The sequence below is a fragment of the Phascolarctobacterium sp. Marseille-Q4147 genome (genome assembly GCF_017968825.1).
In the GTDB taxonomy this organism is placed as follows: Bacteria; Bacillota; Negativicutes; order Acidaminococcales; family Acidaminococcaceae; genus Phascolarctobacterium_A.
The window spans coordinates 1,935,130-1,961,707 of sequence record NZ_CP072874.1 but is presented as its reverse complement, the minus strand read 5'-3'; the positions used below and the strand labels follow the sequence as shown (position 1 = coordinate 1,961,707).

Here is a 26,578-nt window from a genome sequence, read left to right as displayed (position 1 = left end):
TCTGACTAATAAATGTTATAATAAACATAACTATTACGCAATATATTGCGTTAAATACCTAAGGTGATACATTATGAGTAAAAATCCTAAGCTTTACTATACAGCAGGCGAGCTAGCAGATCTTTTTGAGCTGCCTAAGCAGACCTTGCTATACTACGATAAAATGGGCGTTCTGTCCCCGGAATTCATTTCCGAAAATAACTACCGCCATTACTCTCTCAAACAGTATTTATTGTTAGAAATTATCTTAAATATGCGCAAGCTGGGAATACCTATTTCCAAAATTCGGGAATATCTGGAAGAACGCAGTATTCACAGTCTGCAGACTATTTTGCAGGCCAAGGACCGGGAATGCGAAGAAATTATTGCACGTAACGAAAAAATACGCAAAAACATCCACGTTGTTTTTCAGCAGCTGGATAAAATTCGTGAAAGCCGGCTTGACCAGATAACCGTCACCTTCCGCCGCACCAAGCGATTCCTGCTCAGTCCTGTGCCGCCGGAATGCAGCGGCGACGAAAGCATTAAAATTCTTGCCAGACATAACCTGAAGGTTTTTTCCAAGGAACACTTCAAGGAAAAAGCTGTCGGCTGGGTAGCAGACAAGGATTGCTTTTTGGCAGGTGAATACAGCCGACCGCTGGCTTACTTTTCCAGCGTTAATCCGGATTACCACGGCAAAATGGAATGCTACACCCGCCCTACCGGACTTTATATGACGCAACGTTTTAAGGGAACATTCCGTGAGCATGTACAGGAGCTGGCAGAGCTTTTTAAAGCTTATATGCAGCGTAATAAACTGCACGCCGTAGACAATCTTTATATTATGCCACTGAAAAATCATTGGTTAACACCTGAGCCTGAAGAATATATCTACCAGATTTCTCTGCGGGTAGAACCTGATGAAAATTAAAAACTGCACCAACCAGCATCGTATTTAATGCTGATTGGTGCAGTTTTTTTATCTTACGCTTGCTACTTCACCCTTAAATGCTGCACGCCCTGCATAGCGAAGGCTTCGCCGTAGGCAGCATGGGCGATTTCCTGTACGCCGAAGACTACGTCCTGCGAGCAGTTGTAGATATAACCTTCGTTGGGATAAAACAACTGCTTATTTTTAATGGCGCGCATAGTCTGCAGTGACGGATCATCCAAAAATTCCCGATTATATTTCTTGATATCAAAATTGCCATGGTCATTGTATACCGGCATTATCAGTAAATCAGGATTTATTTTCACCAGCATTTCCTTTGTAACCTGCTGCCCGTTTTTAAGTCCTGCAGCAGAAACGCCATTGATAACGCCTGCTTCCTTACACATGTCGTCAAAAATACATCCCTTGCCGCCATAGGAGCTCATCAGCGAAACAAGTACGATTTTCTTCGGTTGCTGTAGTTTGAGCGCTGCAACCTGTTGCTTCACCTGCGCCAGCCTGCTGTCCATCAGCTTCACCAGTTCTTCTCCCTTACTATCGGCGTGCATAGCTTTGGCAATAGTGCGCACGTTCTGCCTGATATCTTCAATAGTCGCCGGTCCTTTAAGGACGACAACGTTCATGCCCAGGTTGCGCAAATTTTCGACACGGTTCATGTCGCTCCAATCGTAGGCAAAGACTACGTCCGGCTTCAGCGCCAGCACCTCTTCTGCCGAAGGGTTTTTGATTTTATGCTGAATTTTTTTAGCCTGCTCTACAATATTGGAGCTTACCGGATCATCGGCAAGATAATTGACGGCAACCAATTTATCTTCCATGCCCAGGCCCATAATTATGCCATCGCTGCTGAGCGCCAACGTCAGCACCTTTTGCGGTGCCTGCTTGAACGTAGTCACTGTTCCATGCTCGTCAGTTACAGTGTAGCTGCCGCCTGCGGCAGCGTCTTTACCGCCGCTGCCTTGTCCGCAGCCTGTGACCAAAAGCAGCAGCAACAGCAGTAAACAAAAAATTTTCTTCATGCTTCAATGCCTCTATTCTCATCATTTTATTTCAACAGTATTGACTTATATGCAGTAATGCCGATAATACAGTAATTTATATTATAAAGTATATAGCGCTATGATAGTCAAGAACAAAGAAAAGGAAACGCTTGTTTTTATTTTAACTGTATGTTATAATTATTTTAGTTGCATGGGTAGCCGTTTTCCAACGGAGGTCATGCCTGGTTGTGAGAACCAGTGGCGTTTGTCGAGCTTTCGGCAAACGCCTTTTTTTATATCTCTTCCTATTGCAAATTAAGCCAGTCCTACCATCTTATATATTTTTCATTACTTGTGTGTTATAATTAAAGGAGGAAAGTATGAGTTCCAAACAATACCCGGAAAGCCTCATCCGCAATCGCGAAAGGCTTATTGAAAAGGCCAAACAACTGAACCTATTCAGTGATGCAATGGCTAAAATGGTCTTTACTGATTCAGGTGCCTGCGAACATGTTTTACGTATCCTTTCCGGCATCGATTCACTGGTCATTAAGGAAAATCGTACTCAAATGGTCATTAACAAATTTGCATCCAAGGATATTATTATGGATGTTCTTGTAGAAGATGCAAACAATAAGCTCTACGAAATGGAAATTCAAAAAAGCGATGGTAAAATTGACCATGCTAGACGCATGCTGTACTATTCTTCGAGCATCATTGGTAGCTATTTGCCAAAGGGCAAGGACAAAAAATATAAAAGCGTTCCCGATTTATATATGTTTTACATAACCGAGCCTGATATTTGGCATTTAGGTTGTACCTGTTACTGTGTAAACAAACGCCTTAACAATTTACCGATGAAATACGATGATGGTCTGCATATGTATTACATTAACGCAGAAGTTAATGATGGCTCTTCGATTGCCAAACTAATGCAGTATTTTAAGACTGCGGAAGCAGATGACTTGAGTCAAGGGAAATTATCTAAACATGTCAATTACCTAAAGTCTACGAAGGAGGGGAAAGCCGCCATGTGTGAATTTACTGAAAAAATTTATAGTGAAGGTAAAGCTGAAGGCGAAGCTATTGCCAACTACGCTGCAGCAAAACGTATGCTTTTAAAAGGAAATAATTCGCTTCAAGATATTGCGGAATTTACTAACCTGCCTATGAGCAAGATTTTGGAACTGCAAGCAGAGCTTAATAATGCTTAAACATTAAATATGCTTTTGCCTTTATTGCCGTGCGCTACGCGCACGGCTTTTTGTTTGCACTCTATGCTCCCCCACACGTCAAAAAGGCGGCGCAGTGCGCCGCCTTAAGGGTTAAACTGTTATGCTATTAGAATGTGTATTCTGCGCCGATGATGAAGGAACGTCCTGCCATAGGGTATCTTGCTTCGCCGTTTTTGTACAAGCCACCGAATTCGGCATAGCGTGCATTCGTAAGATTATAGCCATTAATAAACAGCTTAGCATTATCGTTAATCTTATACTGTGCACCAATATCTAAGGTGAAATAGCTGCTGTCTATAAAATTCTTTTCAGATTGTCCGGTAACAGCATTTGCGTTCAAAGTAAACAGCCAATCCGCATTCTTATACTTCAAGCCTGCACGATAAATATTCGGCTTAGTAGTCAAATCTTTGGTAAATCCTTTACCTTTATCCTGCTTAACCTGAACATAGGTATAAGAAGCATACGCAGATAAGTTATCATCAAAATCATGATTCAGGCTCAATTCCAAACCACGACGTTTTTCTTTGTTAACGTTAACTGCTAAAGTATAATTTTGTACCGATGTATAATCCCAATCTATAGCATCTGTTATCTTACTATAAAATACGTTAGCAGATAAACTTGTTTTTTCATTCAACTTGGTATTACCACCAAACGTCCAAACATAACCTTTTTCAGGTTTAAGATTAGGATCACCGTAAGTATAAAAAGTTCCCCACTGATTAGAATCTACCTGATGCCAGAACAGGTCATCTGTAGTAGGTGCATTAAACACACGTCCCCAAGATAAGTAAACATTGCTGTTCTCATCAAACTTTTTGTTTAAAGCAACCTTAGGAGTAACCTCACTGCCATACTTACTGTGATGATCATAACGCAAGCCTGTATTTAATTGCCAGGTCGGAGCAAACTCCCATCTGTTTTCTGCAAAAATTGCTTTGTTATTAATATCACGTTCACCGGTATACAATGCTGTATTATCTACCGTAGTCTTGTAATATTCCATACCAACAGTTAATTCATCTGTTTCACTGAACTTAAAATTCTGCTGTGCTTCGATACCCATTGTGGAATCGGTAAAGTTGGATTGTTTGCTTGCATCAGGAGATCTGAAATTTGCATGCTGGTAGTTTTTATATACTTGAATATAGCCTTTTTCATCGCTGCTTTCATTCCAATCATAACGCAAAGCAACGTTATTGCTGATACGTTTATGACTGTCGGTTGTTCCAAAGCCGTAATAACCGAACGGAGAACCGCCTTCGGCATTGATATGCTCAAAGTTAACACCAATACGGTTGTCCTCGCCGACCTTCTGATCCAGCTTAACGATTACGCCGGTATCATCATAACCGGAGTTCTTCAGCAATTGAGATTTGCCGTTAGCATTTTTAAATTTATATTCGCCTCTGCGTTCTTTGGTCGCAGAAACAATAAGACCTAAGCCACTGTCGTTACTACCGCTGGCAGAAATTGCGTACTGCTCGGCATTCCAGCTGCCGCCTGCAGCTTTAACAGTAACATGATTGCCAATCTCACTGCCTTTTTTCATAATGACGTTAATTACGCCGCCAACTGCATCAGTACCATACAGAGCAGAACCGCCGCCCTTAAGTACTTCGATACGCTCGATTGCATTGACAGGAGGCAACCAATCTGCACTGCTGTTACCACTGCTGCCAAGGTTCATTCTGCGTCCGTCAACCAATACCAAGACTCTGTCATCACCATTGAGCAGAATTTTATCCTGTCCCATGGAGGAGCCTTTAGCACCACTGCCTAATACATTAACGCCGGGAATTGCTCTTAATGCATCAGAAGCACTGGCATAATTTTGGTCAGCAATTTCTTCTCTAGTAATAACATTGATATTCGCAGGTGTATCAACCTTCTGTGTCGGCACACGGCTAGCCGTTACCACCATATCCTCCAGCGCGAACTCCTGCAAATCCTCCTGTGCAAACGCTGTGCCCCCCCATACTACAGTTGTACCTGCAAGCAAGGACACCAATACAGCATTACGTAAGCTTTGAACCTTTTTCATACTCTAAACCCACCTTAAAAAAATTTATAGCAAACCATCCGCCTCTATACTTCCAAGACAGGCGCACGGCAAAGCTACCTTTCTCTCATCTATCAGTTTATCTGGTCATTATTCACTCGTCAACGGCAAATACGTGGTATTATGCCACTACAAGTATTTATTTACTTACTTTATATAATGAACATCATACGCCAGCGACTGCACACGCTTGGCATCTGCATCATAATCAAAAAGCAGGACCGCCGGCTCACCGCTGTAGGCCAGCTTCAGCTCGCCCTGGTCGATAACCACGCTTTGCCCCACACTCATATCCATCCACTCCGGCGAACCTGTCTGGTTGCAGACAATCACCGCCACATCAGTTACCTTAGATGCATGCAGCCAGGCGGGCAGCGGATTGCCGCACACCTGCGTCGGTGGCCAGGCAGCTACATCGACAATTATTTCTGCACCCTGCGCCTTAGTGCCCTCGTAATATTCCGGGAACCACAAATCAGCGCACACCAACACGCCTGTCTGCAGGCCACTGCAGGGAAGCACGGTAAAGCTGTCACCCTTGCGCGCCCAGGCCTCTGCTCCCAAGCACTCGCCAAACAGCTTGCGGTGGCGGCCAATCAGCTCGCCATCCGGTCCGAAGACCAAGCAGCTATTAAAGTTTTTATCACAGGCAGCATCATATTCGCCACAACCTAAAAAGAGGGTGATGCCATATTCGCAACACAATTTACGCAACGGCTCCAGCTCAGGTGACGGTTGGGGTGCTACCACAGCATTTTCATCTATACGATAAAAATAATATCCCTGTACTGCCACCTCCGGCGTTAATACCCAGTCCGCTCCCTGCTCCGCAGCAATACGCACTGCCTGCTCCAATATCTGCAGATTGTGTTCCTGCGGGCCGCAGCTGAGCTCTAAATGACATAAAGCAATTTTCATTCTAATGCCTCCGAAAATTCTAAACAATCACTATTTTTATTGTATGGTATATACTAAGAATATAGTCAAGCAAAAGATACTCCAAACCTGCTTCATTCTGTAAAAAAGCAAGTAGAAACACATTATTCTATGTTAAAACAAGCATTAAACATGTTATTTATCAAAGAAGAAACGTCAGCAAATCGGAATACCTAGTTAAGCACCCGACGCTGACGTTTCTTTACTTATGTATACGTTTTATCGCTTCACGCTTCATGCTGCATTCCGCGCCATAGGCAGACTTATCCTCGAAGCCATACCAACGCGCGAAGCAACCGCCGCCGCACAATTTAAAATCATCGCATTGGCGGCAAAAATCCATTGATTCGGCAATCACCTGCTTAGTTTTTTCTACTAAGGCAGGCTCTAAACCGTTATAGACATTGCCAAGGTAAAAATCCGCATTGCCTACCAGTGAAGAGCAGGCGTAAATATCACCCTTGGCATCCACAAAGGCTGCTTCACCGTTCATGGCGTAGCAATGACCGAAGGTCAGACTGCAATCCTTGCACAAAAGCTGTGCACGCTCCTGCTGCGCAATCGCTATGCGCATTCCTGTGAGCTTCGCCATCTCATCGCAACGCGCAAAAACGCGCTGCATAGCCTGCTGCATCGCTGCAAGCGTCGGCGGCTGCAGATTGCGTCCGCGTCCCTGCCCGCGCAGGATGTCAAAGCCGATTTTACGGATGTTGCCCAAAAAGTAGGCAAAATCCACGATGCCTTCCAGCGTATCTACGTTTTCCGACGTCACTACGCAGGTTACGCCGCAGGCAATATTATTGCGGCGCAAAACATCGATGCCTTTCAAAATCTCGCCGGTCGCGCCGTAGCCATTCTTTTTCAGCCTCAGCTTATCGTTAACCGCAGGCCTGCCGTCAAGACTTACGCCGATAGCAACCTTTCTTTTGTAAAGATATTTCGCAATCTTATCGGTAAGTAAAGAACCGTTCGTCTGCAGCTGCAGGACGGCAGGCAGCTTTTCCTGATGCACATAATCTGCAACTGCCTGCAGGCAGGCAAAGTTCAGCAGCGGCTCACCGCCGCTGAACTGAATAACAAAGCGTTCACCGCCGGCTGCCGCCAGCTTGACTGCTGCCAACGCCGTTTCCGGTGACATCATACTGCGGTCATGCTCGGCAGCATAGCAGTAACGGCAGGCAAAGTTGCACTGGCCGGTCAGGCTCAGCACCAACATTTTAATGCTCATCTGCTCTGTCCTCCAGCTCGCCTTCCATATCCAGATAGAGCTTTTGCAGCTCCTCCTTGGTTTCCGGCTTAGCCTGCCACAGTCCGCGCTGCTCTGCCTCCAACAGAATTTCCGTCATGCGCTGCAGCGCCCAGGGGTTCACATCTCGCAGCCATTCCTGTACTGCTGGGTCAAAGGTATACTTTTCAGCATATTTTTCGTACATCCAGTCTTCCATAACGGCGCTCGTTGCGTCCCATTGGAAACTGTGCGCAATCATGTTGGCCATATCGGCAGCGCCCTTGTAACCATGCTGCATCATGCCCTTGATAAACTTGGGATTGATGGCCTCACTGCGGAACAGGCGCTTAGCCTCCTCCTGCACGCTGTGCATCGTTACTCGCGTCCTGTCGGTACTGTCACCGCAATAGGAGCGCGGCGCACTGCCCTTAATTGAACGTACTGCGGCAATCATGCCGCCATGGTATGCATTGTAGTCATCACTGCTGAGCATATTGGTTTCGTGATTATCCTCGTTTTTAATCGTAATATCCAAACTGCCCATGCGCTTGCGGAACTGCTGCGGCAAAAATTTGCCTTTAGTTTTGCCGCCGTAGGCGTGACCGCCCCAACGCACATAAACATCAGCAATATCATCAATGGTTTCCCAGTTCTTGCTTTCCAGCAGCGCCGCAACACCTGCGCCATAGGTTCCCTGCGCATCACCAAAGACACGGAAGGCTGCCTGACGCCATGCAGCAGCGTGCTCCATGCCCTCCTGCTGCTCCAGCTCCTTGCTGTCCTCCTGAATATGCTTACGTACAAAGTTCAAATCCTCAGGCTCATCCTGCTCCGCTGCCAACAGCACAGCTTTGTCCATTACCTGCATTACCGAAGGCATGGTGTCGCGGAAAAGGCCGCTGATACGCGCCGTAACGTCAATACGCGGACGCTTAAGCTCCATCAGCGGGATAACCTCCAGACCGTTGATACGCAGGCTGCCGCTCTGATACTTGGGACGGATGCCCATGAGATAGAGGAATTCGGCAATGCACTGTCCATGGCTGCGCATATTCGCGCCGGACCAGAAGACCATGCCGATATTTTCCGGATAATGGCCTTCTTCCGCAATAAAGCGTTCTACAACCTGGTCACCCAGCGTTTTGCCAATCTCCCAAGCCGCCGGTGTCGGCAGACAGCGCGGGTCTACACCGTAGAAGTTGCGTCCTGTCGGCAGCAAATCAGCACCGCCGCTGGAGGGCGCACCGCTCGGACCAGGCTCAATATATTCGCCTTCAAAGCCACGCAGCATATTGGTAATTTCCTGCTTCGTCAAAAGCAGATTGGGGTAAAGTGTATCTACAATATAGTCGCACACCAGCTCCAGCTTTTCTCTGCTTTCCGCCGGTGCCTGCTGCACCCAAGGCAGCTGCAAAGCATCAGCAACTGCTTCCTTCACAAAGTCACGCTGCTGCAGGCAGCGAATCAGCTCACGGCACTGGTCAGCAATGCGGTCAATCAGCATACCGTAGGTAATATTCAGCGGTTCATATATCAGGCTGCTGTTTTCCAGCAAATAGTAATAATCAAAGCCATACAGCGCAGCAATCGCCTGCGTCAGACTGGGGATGTTGCCGTTATCCAGACGCAGCAGCAGCCACAGATAATCCTCCAGCTGCTGCTTTTCCGGCGGCTGGCCCATAATATGCAGGCCTGTGTGTACCTCCATATTCTTCAAATCCGTAATGTAATTATGCAGATTCATCACGTATTCGTCGAAAGGTTTCTCCTCGTCATAAGCAACCTCGTCCTGCAGATTGGCCTCAGCAACTTTTTCCAACACTAAATCTTTCAGACGCGGCAGATTATCCGGTTGTGTGCTGCTGAAGTGTACGTATTCGTCCATGAGTTTTTCCAGCTCCTCCAGCTCGTCATACACTCCCGCCTGTGTCTGCGGTGCCGGCAGATGCTCAATCAGGCAGGCAGCACCACGGCGTTTCGCCTGAATACCTTCGCCCGTAATGGTGATGTTATAGGGATAAATATTCGGCAAATCACCCAGCGACAAATCAGGATAGCAGCTGCAGTCCAGGCCGGCATTCTTGCCCGGCAGCCATTCCAGGCTGCCATGTGTGCCGATATGCGCAACAGCGTCTGCCTGCCACACATCGCGTACCCAACGGTAGAAGGCCAGATATTGATGCCTCGGCGCAACGTAAGGATCGTGGTAAATCTTTTCCGGGTCCTCGCCAAAGCCACGCGGCGGCTGCACCGTTACGAAAACGTTACCGTTCATCGTTCCCGGCACCAGGATATCGCCATCGTATTCCATAACAGAACCCGGTGCTTCGCCCCAGTCCTTCACCAGCTGCTCCTGCACCTTTTTATCCATCAGCGCAAAGAATTCTTTATATTCCGCTCCCGTAATTTTAAAAGCAGCGTCAATCTGTTTTTCCGTCAGCATGCTGCGGTCGTTGGTAGCATTTGCTGTCAGCTGTTTGATAAATTCCTTCGTATCCTCCGGAATCCAATCAACCTTATAGCCACGCTCGCGCATAGCAGCCAGCACGCGGCGGATGCTTTCGATTGTATCTAAGCCGATAGCACTGCCGATATTGGAATTACGCGGCGGATAATTATGGAAGATAATGGCGATTTTCTTCTCGCTGTTGGCCTTATGGCGCAGCATCGCCCACTTCTTTGCCTTGGAAGCCATGCGCTTTACACGCTCCGCATTCGGCAGATAGCGCACATCGCCGTTTTCCAGAATTTTTTTATGTGCTACAGGCACACCATGGATAATACCATCAAATTCCGGTAAGGAAACGCTGATAGAAACCTCCATGGCGTTCATGCCTTCAAAGCTGTCCTTCCATTCCTCAAAGGGCGCAATTGTCGTATAAGCAGCCAAAACCGGCACGTTAAACTTTTTCAGATAATCAAGGTTAATCGAACCGCCGGTAGTCATGGAAAACTTCATCACGTTCAGCAGCACATCGATTGCAGGCACACCGTCTGCCGTACAGAAGAAGCTGTTGAAAACCTGCGTCAGACTAGGCATGCCCATTTCTTCAAGCGGCATACCATTGCTGAAAACGCAGACAGCGTTTACGCCCTGTGCTTCCAATTCCTCTATCATCGCAGTCTGGTAGGTCAAATCGCCCCACACCCATTCGTCGCGGTAAAAAAGAATGCCGGCTGTCGGACGGCCGCTGACGCAAAAATCGCGCTGATATTCCGCTAAATCGGTATAAACCTTTTTCGCCCGCGGGTGATAAATACCGCACCAGTGAATCGGGTTAGGCTCATCTACCGTTATTGCTTCACCCTGCAGCAGCTGCTGCAGGTATTGCCACAGATTGCTATAGTTTATTTCGCCGCCGAACATACAATATTTTTTGATAACAGCAAGCTGCTCAGGTGTCAGTCCCTGCGCCAGCTCGCCTTCCTTGCTACCGGCAGCATCAATATAAAAGGGCAGGCGCAGCTGCTTCAGCAGGCTGACGCAGCGCTGCAGAAACGGTGTATCCAGGCCTGTACCCATCCATTTCATAATGACCAGCTTAGAGCCGGCAAGCTCCTTGTGCCATTTATCATCCCAAACCGTCGCATCGGTAATCCAGCGGCAGGCGCAGGCATTATCCAGCTTGCCTTCCTGCTGCAGCTTTTCCATAGTCTGCTGCATCATACCCATGCGGCGAATAACATTCGTCAAGAAAATAACCTTCATAATTTCTACCTCATCTTAAAAGAACTGCTTCTGCATTCTGCGCAGCAGATACAGGAAATACGGCGTACCTAAGAACGCTGTCATAATACCTACACGCACCTCTGCCGGTGGCATAATAATGCGTCCCAGCGAGTCACAGAATACCAAAAAGGCTGCGCCGCCAAGTGCGCTGGCAGGCAAAAGCACGCGATGGTCAGGACCGATAAGCATACGCATCATATGCGGAATAACCAGGCCGACAAAGCCGATGTTGCCGCTGACGCAAACGGAGGTAGCAGTAGTCATAGCAGCTACGAAAAGCAGACCCATGCGGAAAGCAGTAACAGGCATACCAACGGCTTTGGCTTCTGTTTCGCCCAGCACCAGAATGTTCAGGTGACGCGCCAGCATGCACATAATTACAATGCCGCACAACACCGGTCCCACTGCCAGATATACGTGCTCCCAGCGACGGTAATCAAGACCGCCGACCATCCAGAACAGATATTGCTGCAGCTTCTGCTCGTTCATAAAGGTGAGCAGACCGGAGGTAATGGCACCCAAAAGCATACCTACGGCAACGCCTGCCAAAAGCAGCGTCATAACCGGTATTTTGCCGTTACGCATCGCCAAGAATACTGTAAGGCACACAGCGCAGATACTTCCGCAAAAGGCGAAGGCCGGCATAGCAAACATGCTGCCGGAGGCTGCACCTAAAGCAATAGAGAGCACGGCGCCGGTCGCAGCACCGGAAGAAATACCGATAAGGCCGGGGTCTGCCAGCGGGTTGCTGAAGATGCCCTGCATTACAGCACCGGAAATACCCAGCGCCGCACCTACAAGCACGCCTACCAGCATACGCGGCAGACGGATATACCAGATAACGGCAAGCTGCTCTCTGGTGTAATCAGCCTCGGTAAAGCCTGGCAGATTCAGCTGAGTGCCGATAACCGCCAACGCTTTGCCTACCGGCACATCTATCTGACCGAAGGTTAGAGATACACAGGCAATAACAACTAAGAGAACTGCTAAAAGAATAATAGCCAATGGACTCCGTTCACGTTTAATAATCATCTATAAACACACTTCCTCAAAAAATTTCCGGATATACAGCATGCGCAATATTTTCAATAGCATCGACAATATGCTGGCTGGCAACATAGCGGTATTTGTCCGAAACAAATTTAATCTGCTTGTTGCGTACAGCCTTGACATCGCGATAAGCAGGGTCATTCATTACGGCATAAGCATAACCCTGCACATCCTGTTTATTGTTATAATTCCAGGTCGGCAGCATAAAAATATCCGGATTTATGCGTACCACCTGTTCCTTGCTGATAGCAGGCATACCATGCTCGCTCTTGTTTTCATCGGCAACAATGGCCGCGCCGTTGATAACATGTGCCATCGTCAGCATACTGTCTAGCAAATCACCCTTCCGCCCCATGGCAGAGGTAAAATTAAAGGCCACCGCTACGCGCCTTTCGCTTGACGGAATCTGGCGCAAGCGTTTTTGCAGCTGCTGCAGGTGCGTGTCCATCTTCTGCACCATCAGCTCCCCCTGCTGCTTTTCGCCCACCGCTGCAGCTATGCCGCGGATTTTGTCGCACATCTCCTTGTAATTATGCGGACTGCGCGCTATATATACAGGTACGCCCAACCCCTCCAGACTGCGGACCAAATCGCTGGAGGTAGCCGTTGAAGCAACGACAAGGTCAGGCTGCAAGGCGTAAACCGCTTCCGTATTTTCCGGCACCTTGCGTCCCACAGTATAGGCCTGCTCCTTGGTAATAAAGCTTATCTCGCTGTCGCCTGCCCAACGGCTATAGGCCATAATGCGTTTGATATCAACCAAATCGGTAAGGATTTCATCCGTACCATAGGTGAGCGAAACAATCCGCTGCGGCTTATGCTCAAAATGCAGCATCCGTCCGGCATCATCCGTAACGCTGTAGGCCACATCCGCCGCCGGCGGAGCATGAACATCTGCAGCCTGCTGCTTACTGCATCCGGCAGTAAAAATCAAAAACAGCAGGCTGATAATCATCAATAGCTTTTTCATAAACCACCTACTTTACCTTGCTCTTTTGCCCGCGGATAAAGCAATTCCACAGGCGCTCCAGCATGTAGGCACTGCCGCGCAGGCCTGCCATCGGCTGCTTAGTAATAAACACCTCATCATTCGTAGGATAGCAGATATTGCAGGCCTCAAAGCTGCACTGATTTCTGCGGTAAAGAACCGAGCTTTCGCTGCTGCTGCTCAGCAGCAGTACATTGTCACAGGTTTTAAAATATTCGCTGATGGCAGCATCGTCCACGCCAACGGTGTAAATCGCCTCAGCGGTGTCGCAGGCAGGCGCATCTTTAAGCTGCTGTTGGCAGATGACCGTCAGCCTGCCGATATCGGTCCATTCCGTGCGCAGCGTCTGTGCGAGGCACAGCGCCTGTGTAGCAGGTGCGCTGACGAGCACGTTATCAAACCACATGCTGCCCCAAAGTGCGATGGCTTCATTATTACGGCTCAGCAGATAATTATCCTGCGCCTGTGCTTCTGCCATCACCTTGTCCAACGCGGGAGCAGGCAGCTGCGCGTTTATCTGTTGCAGCCAGCGCAACGTTCCCTGCACCCCGTAAGGCAGACCGGCAAAAATATACGGTGTGCCGTATTTTTTCTGCAGATATTCAGCCAGCGGCAAACCCAGCTCCGCATTGGTAACAATGTTTAGTGAAGCCTCCGGCAGCTTCTGCAGCTCCTCCAACGTGCATTCGCAGCCGGGAGTACAAAGCACCTCATAGCCTGCCAGCTGCAGTAAGCGTTTTAATTCCCGCGTATCGGCAGCACCCTGCAGATAAAATTCCGATTGTCCTAAAATATTGACAGCCAAGGGCTTTGCTGTCACAGTCTGCGGCAACAGCTGCGCAAACAGCTTCTTGGCAGCCTTGGCATAGCCTGCGGCAAAGCCGCCGACCATACCGCCGCTGTCCAATGTAACCACTGGGAACGGCAGCTCCAGCTTGCGCGCCATGCCTGCCAAATCATCACCGATTAAGCTCAGCGAGCAGCTGCTTTCCAAAAGCAGTACCGAAGGCTTGTGACCATCCTCCAGCATGCGCTGCAGCTCCTGCGTTACATATTCCTCGGAGCCGTAAATAACAGCGTTATTATCAGGCTGCGAGCCGTAAAAGCGCGTATACATATCGGGGCGCGCCTTTTCCAGATGGCGTAAAGCATAAAAATAACACCACAACGGTCCGTTAATCAAAACCTCACTCTTATCAATAGCAGCAAAAAAGGCTCCTGCACCTGTCAGCGCACAGGTATCCACACGCTCGCAGATATTGCCCCAACCTTGCTTTTCAGACATAGCGCACGCCTCCCTTCAGCCTGCTGCACAGGCTCTGATAGATTCCCTGCATCATCTTGACCTCACCGGCAACGGCAACCTGCGGCAGCATCGGCAGGAAAATCTGACGTGCCTCCTTATTCTGCAGCTCATGCGTTGTCAGCACAATGTCTGCATCTGCTACCAGCTTTTCACCCTCCGCCGTAGTATATACAGGCACATCGCTGTTTTCCTGCACAACCTTCAGCATCGCTTCGCGCTCATCACCGTCATAGGAATCCAAAAGAATAATGCCTGTAAGATTCAAGCGCAAAAGCCTGATAGTCTGCAGGATATTCCCCGGATGAAAATATCTCAGAATACGGCCGATGCACAGCACTGTTTTCATGCCTTCTGTTACCGGCAGAAAATGCTGCAGCTGCTCACTTAAGCGCTGCTGCTCCAGCCTCAGCACCTGCTGCGCCAACTGCTCACGCCCCAGCATACGTCCGATGCTGATAATCCAGTCCTGTGTTTCCTGCCAGCCGACAGGATAAATATCGGCCAGATAATGTGTGCCGTATTTTTCCTGCAGCTGCTCTGCAACCTTACGCAAGCCGATATGCGTCTGCCCGCGGCCGCCAAGCACAACCGCATATTCGGCGGCTGCCACCTTTTCCAGCTCATCCATAGCCATATAGCCGGGGAACTGACCGATGACCTCTACGCCGAATTCCTGCAGAATACGCGTAACCTCTTTTGCGTAATGCCCCCACGGGCCACCGTTATCACCTAAAAGCAATACACTGTCCTTTTGCTTGGCGCAAGGCTTGACGAAGCGCTCCAACAGCTTCTGCGTAATTTCAAAATAGCCGTCATAATATTCCGCACCCAAAAAGCCGCAGCATTCCACAGTAAGGATAGGAACATTGTATTCCTCCTCCACCTCGCGTGCCACCGATTCCACATCGTCACCTATAACACCGGCCACGCAGGAATTAGCAATCATCAGGCATTTTGGCTTATAGGTTTCAATGGCAAAGCGCAGGCATTTTTCCAAACGCGCCACACCGCCGAAAATTGCGTCCTTTTCCTGCAGCTGGCTGCTGAGCAGCGGCACGGAGCCCCACTGCTCGCGCTCATTTTCGGACAAAGTACGGTATTGCGAGTTAATATCCATCGTGCGTGCTACATGAGCACAGGCACGCGGGCTGTGAAAAACTACCACAGCGCCGTCCATGTAGGCAACAGCGCGCCATACGCCCGGCATACTGCAGCTGCAGCTTTTGCGTGCACTGTAAAAGCGTCTTGTTTTAATTGCCATATTCGGCCACCAGCTTTTCAAGCTCCTCAAAGCTCATCGGCGTAGGAATAGCCATGTTTTCATTATGCCAGATATCATGCGCCAGCTTGCGGTAAACCTCAGCCTGAGCGCTTTCCGGTGCATACTGCAGCACTGTCTGGCGATTGTTTTCCGCCTTATTGACGATTACGTCACGCGGAATAAAAGCAATCAGCTGAGTGTGCAGACGTTTGGCGAATTCCTGCAGCAGCTGCTGCTCGTTAGGTGTATTACGACCGTTGCCGATGATACCGCCCAAACGCACACCGCCACGCATAGCAAAGCGTTTAACGCCCTTGGCGATATTGTTGGCAGCATACAGGCTCATCAGCTCGCCGGAAGAAACAATATATATATCGGTTGCATAGCCCTCGCGGATAGGCACGGCGAAACCGCCGCATACTACGTCACCTAAAACGTCATACATAATCAGGTCCTCGTCCGTCAGCACTTCCAGCGAACGCAGCTTTTCCAGCGCCACGATGATGCCGCGGCCAGCACAGCCTACGCCCGGCTCAGGACCGCCGGCCTCTACGCATTTGATGCCGTTATAGCCAATATGGACAATATCCTCTGCTACAACCTCATCATTATCGCGTACCATATCCAGCACAGTCTGACTGCAGATGCGTCCCAGCAAAAGTCTGGTAGAATCATTTTTCGGATCGCAGCCGATTTGGCAAACCTTAAGACCTTCCTCGCTGAATGCAGCCGACAGATTTGATGTTGTTGTGGACTTGCCGATACCGCCCTTACCATAAATCGCAATTTTTTTCATTAGACATTGACCTCCATCCTATACTCAAAAACTTCTATTCAACTAGCAAGAAAAATATGATATAATTTACTAGATAAAAAGAAGTGATATTACTCCTTTTAATATTAAACTATATACTAGTATTATAGTCAAGCTTATGAGGAACAATTATGATTAATAAAGACAAGCGAAAGTACTTTACTGCCGGCGAGCTGGCAGCAATTTTTAATATATCCAAGCAGTCATTGCTCTACTATGACAAGGTTAACCTGCTTTCACCGGACTTTGTCAGTGAAAACGGCTACCGCAATTATTCTATCCAGCAGTTTCTTGATTTGGAGATAATCGTCAACCTGCGTGCGCTGGATATCAGCATCGCCAATATCAAAAAATATCTGGAGAACCGCAGCAAGGAGCATTTTCTGCAGCTGCTGGAGGATAAAACAGCGGAATGTCAGGCAATCATCCGCAGCAATCAGGAAATCTGCGACACCATCGAACGCATTAAGGAGGATATGCACGTTAAGGAACTTAACCCCTGCCGTCATCTGACGCTCAGCTGGCAAAATGACCGTCTGCTGCGCCTCACGCCGCTTGCAGAAAGTGATGACGGCAAAAGCCGTATTACCAAATTTGCCCGCCATGGTCAAAGGCGCGCGCATCACAAGGGAGCTCTGCCTAATCATGCCGGTTGGGTTTTGGATCAGGAGAGCTTTTTTAAAACGCATGATTTTCTGCATTCGCAGGCATATTTTTCCTGCGTCACCAGCGCCACCAAGCATCGGCAGTCCATCAAAATGACGCTTCCGGCAGGTCTGTATCTGGAAATTATTTTTTCCGGTACCTTCTGCGAAAACGCTGCCAAGCTGTCCAAGCGCATCGAACACTTTCTACAGGCCAACGATTTGAAGCCTATCGGCAATATTTATATCCTGCCTCTGGAAAATCATTGGTTCTCCTGCGACTGCGAGCAGTACGTCAACAAAATCTTTTTGAAGGTTGAAGATAAGGATACAACTTCTCTGACGTAAAAAGCCCCTGCGTTATGCTTCAAACGAAGCATTTTCGTAAAATATCCAAAACAGCCTTTACTCCGTCCGCTCCATGAGAGCGGACTTTTTGCATGCAAAAAAACGCTAAAGACTTCGCAAGCCTTTAGCGTTTTTGTTTACGTTTTACGTTCTTCAATTAAGCGCCTTTGCCACAGCTTCACAGCTGCAGCTGACTCAAAAAGTTTAAGCTGTTCAACGGCTTATCCGTCTGAAAGAAGATAAACTTGAAGAGAATTTTTTCCAGCTCCATGAGCGCGCCGCCTCGCACCCTAAAGGGCGCTGGCTGCTCGTAATCAAGCTGCGCCAGCCACTGCCACAGCTCGCGTGTTTCCGCACTGCACGGCTCCAGGCCGTCGCCGTTATAACTGCTTCTGCAGCTGCTGCAGATAAGCCCGCCCTGCAGCGGACTGAACCATGCATCCTCCTGCTCCGCAACAGCCTCACCGCAATGCACGCAATGCGTAAGCTGCGGTGCAAAGCCCGTAGCCGCCAGCAATTTTATAGCATAGGACAAAACAACCAGACGCGGATTGCGCTGCATCAGCGCATCCAGGGCAGCGCCCAGCATTTCATAAAGCTCCGGCTGAGGCACTCTGTCCTCCGTCAGCACGGCAGTCAGCTCCGACGCCACCGCCGCATAAGCCATCTGCTGCATATCCATCGACTTGGGCATCTGCAAAAGCTCACAGCTGCGCAACTTGTCTATCTTCTGCCCCTGCTGAACCTCAATATGCAGATTGGCAAAGGGCTGCAGCAATCTGCCATGTATATTTTTTTCATAGCGGGCACCATAAGCGATAAAGCGCAGCTTGCCATGCTCCTTCGTAAAGCAGACCGCATATTTATCAGCCGTCTGCCAGTTTTTCACATGCAAAACAAGCGCATCATCTGCCAAAAGCTCCCTTTGCGACTCACTCATCCTGCTGTTCTTCCTTCTGCTTTTGCTCCTGCGGCAGCTTCGCAGCCAACACGCGCACTACACGGAAGCCCTCCGTGCGCAACACCTTAAAGCTGTAGCCGGAAATTTCCACAGCATCGCCAATCTCAGGCTTGCGCCCCAGCAGACCGAACACATAACCGCCGATGGTATCCTCCTCCGGATCATCAAATGCAATCGGCAGCTGCTCTGCCACATCATCCAGCAACACCATGCCGTCAAATTCAATACTGCCATTGGGAAGCTGCAATACATCCGGCGGCTCCTGCGCTTCATGCTCGTCTTGAATATCACCGACAATTTCCTCCACGAGGTCCTCCATCGTAATCAGGCCTGCAGTACCACCGTACTCATCTGCTACAAGCACCATCTGCACATGACGCTGCTGCATCAGGCGCAAGGCCTTCGGCACCGGCATAGCCTCAGGAATAACAACAATCGGACGCATCAGGCGGCGCAGGTCAAAGGTAGTCTGCCCCGGCTTAATCTTCAGCAGGTCGCGCACATGCAGCGTTCCCACAACCTGATCCTTGTCCTCCATGCAGAGCGGATAGCGTGTATGATGACTGCTGCGCACAACAGCCATATTTTCTGCCAGCGTATCGTCCAAAAACAGGCATACCATATCCTGTCTTGGTACCATGACCTCGCGCGCCACACGGTCGGCAAAGTCAAAAACATTGCCGATCATGCTGCCCTCGACATGGTCAATCTGGCCATGTCGCTCACTGGCGCTCACCAGCCGGCGCAGTTCGTCCTCACTGCTGGCGCTGCCCTCCTTGTGCCAGGTACCGGTTTTCAGGTAATACCAGGCAAGCGGCAACCTGTGCCAGAAATCAATCAGTTTCCGAAAAAAGTTGATAAGTCCTCACTCCTTGTAGCCAAGCTGCTTCAAGGCTTTATCCTTGTTACGCCAGTCAGCCTTAACCTTAACCCATAAATCCAAAAAGACCTTGCAGTACAGCAGGTTCTCGATATCAGCACGCGCCTGTTGGCCAATTTTCTTCAGCAGGCTGCCCTTAGCACCGATAACAATGCCCTTTTGCGATTCACGCTCTACAAAAATTGTTGCTCTGATATATACGTTCTCTTCGTCGCGCTCCTTGAATTCGTCCACCTCAACCGCTACGGAATGGGGAATTTCATCACGCGTCAGGCGCAATACCTTTTCACGAATCATTTCAGCGGCAATCACGCGCTCCGGCTGGTCGGTAATCATATCCTCCGGGAAGTACGCCGGTCCCTCCGGCAGATGCTTGGTTATTTCCTGCACCAGGCCGGGGAATTCGCTGTCATTCAATGCGGAAACAGGTACAATCGCCGCAAATTTATACAGCTTACTATAGCCTTCCATAATTTGGAACAGCTTTTGCTTATCCGTCAGTTTGTCAATTTTATTTACTACCAGAATTACCGGTGTTTTTACCTTCTGCAGCAGGTTCAGGATATAATCCTCGCCTGCGCCGCGTTTTTCGGTTGCATCCACTACAAAGAGGACAACGTCAACCTCCTGCAGGGTGCTTTCAGCCGTGCGCACCATGTATTCGCCCAGCTTGTGCTGCGGCTTGTGGATGCCCGGTGTATCAAGAAACATAATCTGCGCATTATCCGTATTCATAATGCACATAATCTTGTTGCGGGTTGTCTGCGGTCTGTCGGACATGATGGCGATTTTCTCACCGATCAGACTGTTTGTCAGAGTGGATTTGCCTACGTTCGGGCGGCCCACCATAGCCACAAAGCCGGCATAATGTTTAGCTTCTTCGTTGTTTACCTTCTTTATCTTAATCAGCTCCTGTTATTATAATTCAAAACCATACGGCAGCAGTTCTTCTACCGTGGTAATTTTAAAGTCACCCTTCATATTTGCCAAAATCACGGTCTGGATACCAAACTCGCGCATTACCTGTCTGCAGGCACCGCAGGGAGAAACGGGGCCGGAGGTATCTGCAACTACGCACAGTTCTACCATTTCACGCTCACCGGCACAGGCAGCGTGGAAAATAGCGTTACGCTCGCCGCAGACACAAAGTCCGTAGGAAGCGTTTTCCACATTACAGCCACCGTAGATTTTTCCGTTGCCACAGCGTACTGCTGCACCTACAGCAAAGTTGGAATAAGGAATGTAAGCATTCTTACGGGCAGCAACCGCTGCATCGTACAATTCGCGCCAAGCCGGGGATAATTCATTCAATTTTACGTCTTTCATGGAAAGCACCTCCTATGATTTTTACAGGTTAGTTATTAATTATTGAGCATTAAGCATCAATGAATGCCTGTGGGATGGTCAAAATATTCTTCGGAAAGGTTAATCGCACGCAGAGCTTCCTCCTCTTTCGCACGCATTTCAGCCTTATCCTCCTCCGTCATATGGTCATAGCCCAACAGATGGAACATGCCGTGTACTGCCAGATACGTCATTTCACGCTCCAAGCCGTGGCCGTATTCCTCTGCCTGACGCAGAGCGGTTTCCGCCGAAATGATGATATCACCGAAAAGATGCTCCTCCGGTCCGCCAATCAGCTCCGGCTCGTCTTCATCCTCGCAGTCCTCATCCAGCGCAAAGCTCAAAACGTCGGTAGGCTTATCCATACCGCGATACTCACGGTTCAGCGCATGGATTTCTTCATCGTCGACAATCGTGATATCCACCTCAGACTCCTCCGGCAGCTCATTCAAGCGTGCTACTGCCTGCAAGCCCTCCTGAAGGCGCTCCAGCACCTGCGCGGAAAGCTCTAGCTTCTGCTGGTCGTTTTCCAAATTAATTATCATGCTTTTTTTCTCCGTTATATTTTTCTTTCTGTTTTTCAAAGCGTTCATAAGCCTTGATAATCGAACCGACGATTTCGTGGCGCACAACGTCCTGCTCACTGAACTTAATCACGCCGATTCCCGGTACGTTGCCCAGAATACGCGCTGCATCCTTCAGGCCGCTGTTTTTGCCGCCCGGCAAATCTATCTGCGTGATATCGCCGGTAATAACCATCTTGCTGCCAAAGCCAAAACGCGTCAGGAACATTTTCATCTGCTCCGGCGTAGTGTTCTGCGCCTCGTCCAAAATGATGAAGGCGTCATTCAGCGTGCGTCCGCGCATGTAGGCCAGCGGAGCAACCTCAATCGTACCCTTGGTAAGATACTTCTGGAAGGTTTCCGTGCCCAGCATATCATACAGGCCGTCATACAACGGTCGCAGATACGGATCTACCTTATCCTGCATATCCCCCGGCAAAAAGCCCAGCTTTTCGCCTGCTTCTACCGCAGGACGCGTCAGGATAATGCGCTCCACCTCTTTTTTCTTCAGTGCCGCTACTGCCAACGCTACTGCCAGGTAAGTTTTGCCTGTGCCTGCAGGTCCGATGCCCAAGGTTATATAGTTATGACGGATAGTTTCCACATACTGCCACTGTCCCAAGGTCTTAGCCTTTACCTGACGGCCGCGGTTATTGACGATAATCGTATCAGCGTACATACGGTGCAGACTTTCCAAATTTCCCGCCTTTACCATATACATGCTGTAACGCACATCATGCGTTGTCAGCGGCAGTCCCTGACGGTACAAAAACAAAAGCTCCTGCAACAGCTGTTCCAGCTGCGCGACCTCTTCAGCGCGTCCGCTCATGGTAATCTGATTGCCGCGCGCTACAATTGTACAGTCAAAAGCACCACGGATTAAACGCAGGAACTCATCGTTACGTCCGCAAATGCCAACCATTTCCTGCTGGTCAACAGTTTCGAGTATACCTTGTATTTTTTCTTCTTCACTAGCCAAGCAATTTCCTCCTACCTGTTTTAAAAGGGGTGTTAACGTTTTTCTATCGTAACCTTCTTAATGATTACAGGCTCCAACGGTTTATCATTGGAATCTGTTGCTGTTTTGCCGATTTTATAAACAACATCCATACCCTTGCTTACCTTGCCGAAAACAGCGTGCTTACCGTCAAGCCATTTGCATTCACGCAGGGTAATAAAGAACTGGCTGCCGCCGGTATTCGGTCCGCGGTTTGCCATGGAAATTACACCGGGGCCGTCATGCAGCAGCTTACTGCTGAACTCATCCTTAATAGTGTAGCCGGGACCACCGGTACCGTTGCCGGCAGGGTCACCGCCCTGAATCATAAAGTTATCGATTACACGGTGAAAAACAAGACCGTTATAAAAGCCCTTTTCTGCCAGCGTAATAAAATTCTTTGACGTTTCCGGTGCATAATCTGTTGCCAGCTTCACCTCAAAATCGCCCATGCTCGTGTTGAAAACCGCCGTCGCAGGCTCTGCCTTCGGCGCCTGCTCCTGCTTTTCCTGACCGCAGGCTGTAAGTCCCAACGCACACACCAGCATCAGGCAGATTATTAACAATTTCTTCATGCTCTTTCCTCCCATAGAAAAGGATATAATTCCTCAAGTATATTATACAACTAACAAGCGCCGCATTTCAAGCGTTTGCCCAGCCAATCGCTCAGCAGCGCGCCTGCTTCGTCACTGTATTCCGTAAAGCTGTGGTCACCGCCTGCAAAGATATGCAGCTCTGCTGCCTCACCGATGGCTGCAGCGTTGCGCTGCGCCTGCTCCGCCAGCACCACCTCATCCGCACTGCAGTGCAGCAAAAGTACAGGTAAGGGCTGTGCTTTTTGCAGCAACGCCGGCAAATCGTATTGATCAAAGTCCGTCAGGAAATCCGGTGTCAAATCACATTCGCCGCGTTCATCATTAAAGTGCAACGTTTCGCCGCTGTCCAGACGACGATATTCGTCCTCCGTCATCACATAGCGAAAGGTAAAGCGCAGATTATTCGGCGTTGCCCACAGAATCAGACCGGCAAGAGCGCCGTCCTGCGCTGCAGTGATGATAGAGGCGGCACCGCCAAGGCTGCGTCCCAAAAGGAACAGCTTGCAGCCGGGCTGTCTGCGGCGTACCTCCGCCAGTACGGCGCGCAGCTCCTCCACCTGACGCGAAATTATCTGCGTACCCGTAAAGTTGAAGCGCACTACGGAAGCATGCGCAGCAACCTGCTGCGCCACGCCCGCAGCACGTCCGCCGCTGTCGCGGCTGCCGCGGAAGCCGTGCGCCATAACCAGAACGGCATTATTATCACTGCGGTTAGGCTCAACAAGGCATTCAATCTCGCCTAAAGGTCCCTGAAAAGTAAATGTATCTTTAAGCATCTTCACTCACTCTTTTCATATTTTTTAGCGTTACAAAAAGCATTTTCTTAGCATACTTTCTGATCTTTCTAAGTTAACGTTAACCGTAAGTTCTTTGCACGCTCAGTACTTACGCATTTTTATCGGCAGACATTCTATACAAGCACACACCCATGCGCCCTGTTTTGCCCTGCTCTGCACGGTAGGAGCAGAACATTTCATGGTTATGCTCCGTGCAGACACCGGCAGTAAGGATATTTTCCGCCTTTAATCCTGCGTCCAGCAGCACCTGACGGTTATACCCCCACAAATCCAGCAGATACTTGCCGGGCTTTTCTGCTCTGGGCGCAAAGAACTGCTCGTAGCCTGCAGCCTTACTGCGCACAAAATCGTCTACCTCATAACAGCATTGGCCGATTGACGGACCAATCGCCGCAATGATATCTTCGGGACGGGAGCCAAAGGATTGCTGCATAGCTTCCACAGTTTTGCGCCCAATCTGTGCCACCGTACCACGCCAGCCTGCGTGCGCCACAGCGCACACGCCTTGGCGCTCGTCAGCGAAAAGCAGCGGCACGCAATCTGCGAAGAACAATAGCAGCGGTACATTTGCCAAATTCGTAACCAAAGCATCCGTATCCTTAATCGTATCAGCAAGCGTAGTAGCACCGGCGCCAACCAAGGCTTCATCTACCACCGCAACATTGCTGCCATGCACCTGCTCGCAGGTAGTAAATTTTAATGCGTCCAAGCCTAAAGCCTGTGCAAACAGGCGGCGGTTCTGCAGCACCAGTTCCACCTCATCACCTACATGCAAAGCCAGGTTCAAAGTACCCGGCACAAGGTCGCTTTCACCATGCAGCCGGCAGCTGCAGGCATTACCGAAGCCGGCCTGCGTCAAACGAGGGAACATTCCCCACCAGATATTATTTTTTTGCGTAATGATAAAATCCTGCATCGAAACCGCTCCTTTTATCTCTAATACCAAAAGAGACGGCTAATGCCGTCTCCCTTTGCAAGTGCCTGCGGCACCTTTTTGCTATTTACTTTTGATATGCTGCCACACCCTCGGGTATATCCAGCACTACAGTGATAATCACCGTGCTGTCGGTAGCCTTAGCCGCTGTGTCCATAAACACAACCTTGGCACCATTATCCAGATAATAATTAACTTCTTTCACAGCTCCGTTATTGTTATTGGAAAACGTAAAGAGTCTTTCCTTAGCCAGCGCAGAGCCGCTGAAGCCTGCAACCAGCATAAGAGCCGTTAAAGTAAGCAGTAAATACTTTTTCATATTCCGCACCTCTATTTTGCGTCTTTAGATTTTTGCATAATACGTTCCAGCTCCTGCATAAAATTGCGCACATCAGCGAACTGACGATATACGGAAGCAAAGCGTACATAGGCAATCTGATCTGTCTGCTCCAGATACTTCATAACCAGCTCACCGATCTGGGCGCTGGGAATTTCCGCATCCGCACTCATCCGCAGCTCACGCTCTATGCTGTCGGCAATCTCTTTAATCTTTTCATAAGGAACCGGGCGTTTCTCACAAGCCTTCAAAAGACCTGCCAGCAGCTTTTTACCGTCAAAAAGCTCGCGACGGCCATCCTTCTTGCTAACAACAAGCGGAGTTTCCTCATATTTTTCATATGTAGTAAAGCGTTTGCCGCAATTAGGGCATTCACGTCTGCGACGAATAGAACAGCCTTCCTCTACAGCACGGCTGTCGATAACACGACTGTCTCGGTGGGAGCAAAACGGGCACTTCATATTACTGCCTTCCTTTCAATCAGTGACGCAGCCATGGCGGAATTTCATTCGGATCGGAGAAATTCTTGATAACACCGCTATTGTTGCGGTTGATAGATGCCGGACCGCCAACTGTATTTTTGGTAACAGGAGATTTTTTCTCAAAGCCTGTTGCGATAACCGTAACACGGATTTCGTCATTGAGGCTTTCATCAATAACAGCGCCGAAAATAACCACTGCATTGGGATCAGCTGCTTCATTGACAATATTGGCAGCTTCGTTAACGTCAAACAGGGACAGCTCCTTGCCGCCGATAACGTTAATCAGTACGCCGCGGGCACCGTCGATAGATGCTTCCAACAGCGGGCTCTTGATAGCAGCTTCGGCTGCAGCCTTGCCGCCGCCTTCGCCCTTAGCGGTACCAACGCCCATCAGAGCGCTGCCTGCATTGGACATAACAGTCTTGACATCGGCGAAGTCAACGTTAATCAGACCGGGAACAGCAATCAGGTTGGAAATGCCCTGAACGCCCTGACGCAATACGTCATCGGCCTTTTTGAATGCTTCCAGCATGGAAGTACGTTTTTCGATAATCTGCAGCAAACGGTCGTTAGGAATAGTTACCAGGGTATCAACCTTTTCCTTCAGGTTGACAATACCTGCCTCAGCCTGCTTCATGCGGCGAGGACCCTCAAAGCCAAAGGGTTTGGTTACAACGCCGACAGTCAGCGCACCGATTTCTTTGGCACATTCCGCAACAACGTGCGCAGCACCGGTACCGGTACCACCGCCCATACCTGCGGTAACAAATACCATATCTGCACCCTTCAGGGACTCCAGAATCTGGTCACGGGATTCTTCGGCAGCTTTTTCGCCGATTTCGGGATTTGCGCCTGCACCCAGACCTTTAGTCAGCTTTTCGCCGATTTGGATGCGTTTTTCTGCTTTGGAAAGCATCAGGCACTGCTTATCGCAGTTCACTGCAATGAATTCTACGCCGCTTACGCCGGCGTCAATCATACGGTTTACGGCGTTATTGCCGCCACCGCCGACACCAATTACTTTAATATTGGCCAACGGTTCAAAGGTTGTCTCTACGTCATCAAACATATTCTACGTCCCCCTTAGCTTTGGGTAGCTTATTTATAAAATAATCATTTTTATATTGTTCAACATGAAAGTGCTATTTTCCTGCTTATTGATGAATTT

The 26,578-nt window shown here is 49.1% G+C and carries 25 protein-coding genes; 3 read left to right on the top strand and 22 right to left on the bottom strand.

The window, feature by feature from the left end:
* Positions 1 to 73 precede the first annotated feature (73 nt).
* On the top strand, positions 74 to 913 hold the full coding sequence (locus KAH19_RS09095; RefSeq protein ID WP_210684330.1) for a MerR family transcriptional regulator: 840 nt from the start codon (positions 74 to 76) through the stop codon (positions 911 to 913).
* Positions 914 to 975: 62 nt separating this feature from the next.
* On the opposite strand, the gene KAH19_RS09090 is transcribed toward KAH19_RS09095, so the two are convergent.
* Positions 976 to 1,953, bottom strand: a complete 978-nt coding sequence (locus KAH19_RS09090; RefSeq protein ID WP_210684329.1) for an ABC transporter substrate-binding protein — start codon at positions 1,951 to 1,953, stop codon at positions 976 to 978.
* Between the two features lie 341 nt (positions 1,954 to 2,294).
* On the opposite strand from KAH19_RS09090, the gene KAH19_RS09085 reads away from it, so the two are divergent.
* Positions 2,295 to 3,128: a PD-(D/E)XK nuclease family transposase gene (locus KAH19_RS09085; protein ID WP_210684328.1), complete on the top strand. Its 834-nt coding sequence runs from the start codon at positions 2,295 to 2,297 to the stop codon at positions 3,126 to 3,128.
* A 127-nt stretch (positions 3,129 to 3,255) separates the two neighbouring features.
* On the opposite strand, the gene KAH19_RS09080 is transcribed toward KAH19_RS09085, so the two are convergent.
* The 9 genes from KAH19_RS09080 to KAH19_RS09040 all read right to left on the bottom strand — a co-directional run bounded on the left by KAH19_RS09080 (position 3,256) and on the right by KAH19_RS09040 (position 16,509).
* On the bottom strand, positions 3,256 to 5,196 hold the full coding sequence (locus tag KAH19_RS09080; RefSeq protein WP_210684327.1) for a TonB-dependent siderophore receptor: 1,941 nt from the start codon (positions 5,194 to 5,196) through the stop codon (positions 3,256 to 3,258).
* 165 nt (positions 5,197 to 5,361) lie between these two features.
* Positions 5,362 to 6,132, bottom strand: a complete 771-nt coding sequence (locus KAH19_RS09075) for a carbon-nitrogen hydrolase family protein (RefSeq protein ID WP_210684326.1) — start codon at positions 6,130 to 6,132, stop codon at positions 5,362 to 5,364.
* A gap of 220 nt (positions 6,133 to 6,352) precedes the next feature.
* Positions 6,353 to 7,378, bottom strand: a complete 1,026-nt coding sequence (locus KAH19_RS09070) for a radical SAM/SPASM domain-containing protein (protein WP_210684325.1) — start codon at positions 7,376 to 7,378, stop codon at positions 6,353 to 6,355.
* A complete protein-coding gene (cobN, locus tag KAH19_RS09065; RefSeq protein WP_210684324.1) occupies positions 7,368 to 11,087 on the bottom strand; it encodes a cobaltochelatase subunit CobN in 3,720 nt (1,239 codons plus the stop codon). The genes KAH19_RS09070 and cobN overlap by 11 nt, the downstream gene beginning before the upstream one ends.
* Positions 11,088 to 11,102: 15 nt before the next feature.
* Entirely contained in the window at positions 11,103 to 12,140 is a 1,038-nt protein-coding gene (locus tag KAH19_RS09060; RefSeq protein ID WP_210684323.1) for an iron ABC transporter permease, read from the bottom strand.
* Between the two features lie 16 nt (positions 12,141 to 12,156).
* Complete coding sequence (locus tag KAH19_RS09055) at positions 12,157 to 13,128, bottom strand: ABC transporter substrate-binding protein (protein ID WP_210684322.1); 972 nt, start codon at positions 13,126 to 13,128, stop codon at positions 12,157 to 12,159.
* A 7-nt stretch (positions 13,129 to 13,135) separates the two neighbouring features.
* Entirely contained in the window at positions 13,136 to 14,431 is a 1,296-nt protein-coding gene (locus tag KAH19_RS09050) for a nitrogenase component 1 (protein WP_210684321.1), read from the bottom strand.
* On the bottom strand, positions 14,424 to 15,713 hold the full coding sequence (locus KAH19_RS09045; protein ID WP_210684320.1) for a nitrogenase component 1: 1,290 nt from the start codon (positions 15,711 to 15,713) through the stop codon (positions 14,424 to 14,426). Before KAH19_RS09045 ends, KAH19_RS09050 begins: the two co-directional genes overlap by 8 nt.
* Positions 15,703 to 16,509: an AAA family ATPase gene (locus tag KAH19_RS09040; protein WP_210684319.1), complete on the bottom strand. Its 807-nt coding sequence runs from the start codon at positions 16,507 to 16,509 to the stop codon at positions 15,703 to 15,705. The genes KAH19_RS09045 and KAH19_RS09040 overlap by 11 nt, the downstream gene beginning before the upstream one ends.
* A gap of 149 nt (positions 16,510 to 16,658) precedes the next feature.
* On the opposite strand from KAH19_RS09040, the gene KAH19_RS09035 reads away from it, so the two are divergent.
* Complete coding sequence (locus KAH19_RS09035) at positions 16,659 to 17,519, top strand: MerR family transcriptional regulator (protein WP_210684318.1); 861 nt, start codon at positions 16,659 to 16,661, stop codon at positions 17,517 to 17,519.
* Between the two features lie 178 nt (positions 17,520 to 17,697).
* Here KAH19_RS09035 and recO read toward each other — a convergent pair whose 3' ends face one another.
* The 12 genes from recO to ftsZ all read right to left on the bottom strand — a co-directional run bounded on the left by recO (position 17,698) and on the right by ftsZ (position 26,479).
* Positions 17,698 to 18,459, bottom strand: a complete 762-nt coding sequence (gene recO, locus KAH19_RS09030) for a DNA repair protein RecO (RefSeq protein WP_210684317.1) — start codon at positions 18,457 to 18,459, stop codon at positions 17,698 to 17,700.
* Entirely contained in the window at positions 18,452 to 19,300 is an 849-nt protein-coding gene (locus KAH19_RS09025; protein ID WP_246869350.1) for a hemolysin family protein, read from the bottom strand. The genes recO and KAH19_RS09025 overlap by 8 nt, the downstream gene beginning before the upstream one ends.
* Before the next feature lie 45 nt (positions 19,301 to 19,345).
* Complete coding sequence (gene era, locus KAH19_RS09020; RefSeq protein WP_256437801.1) at positions 19,346 to 20,215, bottom strand: GTPase Era; 870 nt, start codon at positions 20,213 to 20,215, stop codon at positions 19,346 to 19,348.
* 63 nt (positions 20,216 to 20,278) lie between these two features.
* Positions 20,279 to 20,686 (bottom strand): cytidine deaminase, encoded by a 408-nt coding sequence (locus tag KAH19_RS09015; protein WP_210684316.1) that lies wholly within the window; start codon positions 20,684 to 20,686, stop codon positions 20,279 to 20,281.
* Between the two features lie 56 nt (positions 20,687 to 20,742).
* Complete coding sequence (gene ybeY, locus KAH19_RS09010) at positions 20,743 to 21,249, bottom strand: rRNA maturation RNase YbeY (RefSeq protein WP_210684315.1); 507 nt, start codon at positions 21,247 to 21,249, stop codon at positions 20,743 to 20,745.
* Entirely contained in the window at positions 21,239 to 22,246 is a 1,008-nt protein-coding gene (locus tag KAH19_RS09005) for a PhoH family protein (protein ID WP_210684314.1), read from the bottom strand. Before KAH19_RS09005 ends, ybeY begins: the two co-directional genes overlap by 11 nt.
* Before the next feature lie 32 nt (positions 22,247 to 22,278).
* A complete protein-coding gene (locus KAH19_RS09000; protein ID WP_210684313.1) occupies positions 22,279 to 22,839 on the bottom strand; it encodes a peptidylprolyl isomerase in 561 nt (186 codons plus the stop codon).
* A gap of 50 nt (positions 22,840 to 22,889) precedes the next feature.
* A complete protein-coding gene (locus KAH19_RS08995) occupies positions 22,890 to 23,636 on the bottom strand; it encodes an alpha/beta hydrolase (protein ID WP_210684312.1) in 747 nt (248 codons plus the stop codon).
* Between the two features lie 109 nt (positions 23,637 to 23,745).
* Positions 23,746 to 24,573, bottom strand: a complete 828-nt coding sequence (gene pgeF, locus KAH19_RS08990; protein WP_210684311.1) for a peptidoglycan editing factor PgeF — start codon at positions 24,571 to 24,573, stop codon at positions 23,746 to 23,748.
* 85 nt (positions 24,574 to 24,658) lie between these two features.
* Positions 24,659 to 24,910, bottom strand: a complete 252-nt coding sequence (locus KAH19_RS08985) for a hypothetical protein (protein ID WP_210684310.1) — start codon at positions 24,908 to 24,910, stop codon at positions 24,659 to 24,661.
* A gap of 11 nt (positions 24,911 to 24,921) precedes the next feature.
* Positions 24,922 to 25,389, bottom strand: a complete 468-nt coding sequence (nrdR, locus tag KAH19_RS08980) for a transcriptional regulator NrdR (RefSeq protein WP_210684309.1) — start codon at positions 25,387 to 25,389, stop codon at positions 24,922 to 24,924.
* 19 nt (positions 25,390 to 25,408) lie between these two features.
* Positions 25,409 to 26,479, bottom strand: coding sequence for a cell division protein FtsZ (ftsZ, locus tag KAH19_RS08975; RefSeq protein ID WP_210684308.1), 1,071 nt, complete (start codon positions 26,477 to 26,479; stop codon positions 25,409 to 25,411).
* Positions 26,480 to 26,578 lie beyond the last annotated feature (99 nt).